Annotated in this window: 2 rRNA genes; both read left to right on the top strand. The window is 58.5% G+C overall.

Going from position 1 to position 4,479, the window contains the following annotated elements:
• The first annotated feature begins 67 nt into the window (after positions 1-67).
• A 16S ribosomal RNA gene (locus ACWFNE_RS21395) occupies positions 68-1,590 on the top strand.
• 421 nt (positions 1,591-2,011) lie between these two features.
• A 23S ribosomal RNA gene (locus ACWFNE_RS21390) occupies positions 2,012-4,479 on the top strand; the annotation flags it as partial.

Below are 4,479 nucleotides of genomic sequence, written 5' to 3'. Positions count from 1 at the left end.
GAGTGATTCGGGGCTGTTTCGTGTGTCGGTTGCCTTGCCGTTTCGGCGGTGGGGTGCCATGTAGACATTTACGGAGAGTTTGATTCTGGCTCAGGACGAACGCTGGCGGCGTGCTTAACACATGCAAGTCGAACGGTGATGACGGGGCTTGCTCTGTCTGATCAGTGGCGAACGGGTGAGTAACACGTGAGTAACCTGCCCTTGACTCTGGGATAACCGCGGGAAACGGCGGCTAATACCGGATATGAGACGTACAGGCATCTGTTGCGTCTGGAAAGATTTATCGGTCAAGGATGGGCTCGCGGCCTATCAGCTTGTTGGTGGGGTGATGGCCTACCAAGGCGACGACGGGTAGCCGGCCTGAGAGGGCGACCGGCCACACTGGGACTGAGACACGGCCCAGACTCCTACGGGAGGCAGCAGTGGGGAATATTGCACAATGGGCGCAAGCCTGATGCAGCGACGCCGCGTGAGGGATGAAGGCCTTCGGGTTGTAAACCTCTTTCAGCAGGGAAGAAGCGCAAGTGACGGTACCTGCAGAAGAAGCGCCGGCTAACTACGTGCCAGCAGCCGCGGTAATACGTAGGGCGCAAGCGTTGTCCGGAATTATTGGGCGTAAAGAGCTCGTAGGCGGTTTGTCGCGTCTGCTGTGAAAACCTGAGGCTCAACCTCGGGCTTGCAGTGGGTACGGGCAGACTAGAGTGCGGTAGGGGTGACTGGAATTCCTGGTGTAGCGGTGGAATGCGCAGATATCAGGAGGAACACCGATGGCGAAGGCAGGTCACTGGGCCGCAACTGACGCTGAGGAGCGAAAGCATGGGGAGCGAACAGGATTAGATACCCTGGTAGTCCATGCCGTAAACGTTGGGCACTAGGTGTGGGGCTCATTCCACGAGTTCCGTGCCGCAGCAAACGCATTAAGTGCCCCGCCTGGGGAGTACGGCCGCAAGGCTAAAACTCAAAGAAATTGACGGGGGCCCGCACAAGCGGCGGAGCATGCGGATTAATTCGATGCAACGCGAAGAACCTTACCAAGGCTTGACATACACCGGAAAAGTGCAGAGATGTGCTCCCCGCAAGGTCGGTGTACAGGTGGTGCATGGTTGTCGTCAGCTCGTGTCGTGAGATGTTGGGTTAAGTCCCGCAACGAGCGCAACCCTCGTCCTATGTTGCCAGCACGTTATGGTGGGGACTCATAGGAGACTGCCGGGGTCAACTCGGAGGAAGGTGGGGATGACGTCAAATCATCATGCCCCTTATGTCTTGGGCTTCACGCATGCTACAATGGCCGGTACAAAGGGCTGCGATACCGCGAGGTGGAGCGAATCCCAAAAAGCCGGTCTCAGTTCGGATTGGGGTCTGCAACTCGACCCCATGAAGTCGGAGTCGCTAGTAATCGCAGATCAGCAACGCTGCGGTGAATACGTTCCCGGGCCTTGTACACACCGCCCGTCAAGTCACGAAAGTCGGTAACACCCGAAGCCGGTGGCCCAACCCTTGTGGAGGGAGCCGTCGAAGGTGGGACTGGCGATTGGGACTAAGTCGTAACAAGGTAGCCGTACCGGAAGGTGCGGCTGGATCACCTCCTTTCTAAGGAGCATCTGGCACCGGGTCGGTCCTTCGTGGCCGGCGCCCTGGTGTCCAGGCCCACGCTCGGTCCGAACGCGATCGGGGTGGAGCTCAAGGGTGGAACATCGACTACGGCCGTGCTTGTCGCGGGTCTGGCTCTAGTACGCCTCGGGTTCGCCTGGGGAGGGAACGAGCGGGGTTCGTGGGGGGTCGGCCTGGCACGCTGTTGGGTCCTGAGGGAACAGCCGTTCACCGGTTGTTGTCCTTGGGGGTCGCCTCCCGGAGTGGGGGGTGGCTGCCTGCGGGCCTGTCGGGTCCGGATGAACCGCTTCTGGGTCGATCGCTTCGGTGGTCGGGCCTGGGGGTAGGCGCCGGGGATGATGGGGATCGTTCGTAGCTTGAGAACTGCACAGTGGACGCGAGCATCTTTGTATGTTTTTGTGGTCAAGTTTTTAAGGGCACAGGGTGGATGCCTTGGCACTAGGAGCCGAAGAAGGACGTTGTAGCCTGCGATAAGCCTCGGGGAGTTGGCAAACGAACCGTGATCCGAGGATGTCCGAATGGGGAAACCCCGCTGGAGTCATGTCCAGTGACCTGCACCTGAATATATAGGGTGTGTGGAGGGAACGCCGGGAAGTGAAACATCTCAGTACCGGCAGGAAGAGATATTCCGTGAGTAGTGGCGAGCGAAAGCGGATCAGGCCAAACCGTATGCGTGTCAAAGCCGGCAGGCGTTGCGTGTGCGGGGTTGTGGGACCTTTCAGCTGGGACTGCCGTCCGAGCAGGGAGTCAGAAAGTCGCGTCATAGTCGAAGGGCATTGAAAGGCCCGGCACAGAGGGTGTGACCCCCGTAGACGAAATGGCGTGGCCTCCCGAAGGGGATCCCAAGTAGCTCCGGGCCCGAGAAACCCGGAGTGAATCTGCACAGACCACTGTGTAAGCCTAAATACTACCTAGTGACCGATAGCGGACAAGTACCGTGAGGGAAAGGTGAAAAGTACCCCGGGAGGGGAGTGAAATAGTACCTGAAACCGTGTGCCTACAATCCGTTGGAGCCTCCCTAGCAGGGGTGACAGCGTGCCTTTTGAAGAATGAGCCTGCGAGTTAGTGGTACGTGGCGAGGTTAACCCGTGTGGGGAAGCCGTAGCGAAAGCGAGTCCGAATAGGGCGATTCAGTCGCGTGCTCTAGACCCGAAGCGGAGTGATCTAGCCATGGGCAGGTTGAAGCGCGGGTAAGACCGCGTGGAGGACCGAACCCACTTGGGTTGAAAACCGAGGGGATGACCTGTGGTTAGGGGTGAAAGGCCAATCAAACTCCGTGATAGCTGGTTCTCCCCGAAATGCATTTAGGTGCAGCGTCACGTGTTTCTTGCCGGAGGTAGAGCTACTGGATAGCCGATGGGCCCCACCAGGTTACTGACGTTAGCCAAACTCCGAATGCCGGTAAGTGAGAGCGTGGCAGTGAGACTGCGGGGGATAAGCTCCGTAGTCGAGAGGGAAACAGCCCAGACCACCAGCTAAGGCCCCTAAGCGTGTGCTAAGTGGGAAAGGATGTGGAGTTGCACAGACAACCAGGAGGTTGGCTTAGAAGCAGCCACCCTTGAAAGAGTGCGTAATAGCTCACTGGTCAAGTGATTCCGCGCCGACAATGTAGCGGGGCTCAAGCACACCGCCGAAGCTGTGGCATTCACACAATAGCTCAGCCCCTTGTGGGTTCAGGCGTGTGGATGGGTAGGGGAGCGTCGTGTGGCGAGTGAAGTCGCGGGGTGACCCAGCGGTGGACGCCACACGAGTGAGAATGCAGGCATGAGTAGCGAATGACGGGTGAGAAACCCGTCCGCCGAATGATCAAGGGTTCCAGGGCCAGGCTAATCCGCCCTGGGTAAGTCGGGACCTAAGGCGAGGCCGACAGGCGTAGTCGATGGACAACGGGTTGATATTCCCGTACCGGCGAAGAACCGCCCATACCGAGCCCGGTGATGCTCAGCGCCCGAAGCCGTCCACCGTCCCTTCGGGGACTCGGACGGGGGAGCGCGCGACCCGAACCGGTAGTAGGTAAGCGTATTAACAGGGGTGACGCAGGAAGGTAGCCCAGCGTGGCGATGGTAGACCACGTCCAAGGTTGTAGGGCGAGAGGTAGGCAAATCCGCCTCTCACATAGCCTGAGAGCTGATGGTGACCGCGAATGCGGGATGATTGGGTGATCCTATGCTGCCAAGAAAAGCCTCGGCGCGAGGTTCTAGCCGCCCGTACCCTAAACCGACTCAGGTGATCAGGTAGAGAATACCAAGGCGATCGAGAGAATCGTGGTTAAGGAACTCGGCAAAATGCCCCCGTAACTTCGGGAGAAGGGGGGCCCGACGTGTGTACCCACTTGCTGGGGAAGCACTGACGGCCGCAGAGACCAGGGGGAAGCGACTGTTTACTAAAAACACAGGTCCGTGCGAAGTCGCAAGACGATGTATACGGACTGACGCCTGCCCGGTGCTGGAAGGTTAAGAGGACGGGTCAGCCGCAAGGCGAAGCTCAGAATTTAAGCCCCAGTAAACGGCGGTGGTAACTATAACCATCCTAAGGTAGCGAAATTCCTTGTCGGGTAAGTTCCGACCTGCACGAATGGCGTAACGACTTCCCCGCTGTCTCAACCGCGAACTCGGCGAAATTGCACTACGAGTAAAGATGCTCGTTACGCGCAGCAGGACGGAAAGACCCCGGGACCTTTACTATAGCTTGGTATTGGTGTTCGGTGCGGCTTGTGTAGGATAGGTGGGAGACTGTGAAGCCGGCACGCCAGTGTCGGTGGAGTCAACGTTGAAATACCACTCTGGTCGCTCTGGATATCTAACCTCGGTCCGTAATCCGGATCAGGGACAGTGCCTGGTGGGTAGTTTAACTGGGGCGGTTGCCTCC

Source organism: Cellulomonas sp. NPDC055163 (genome assembly GCF_053607065.1).
This window is presented reverse-complemented; position numbering and strand designations above follow the sequence as displayed.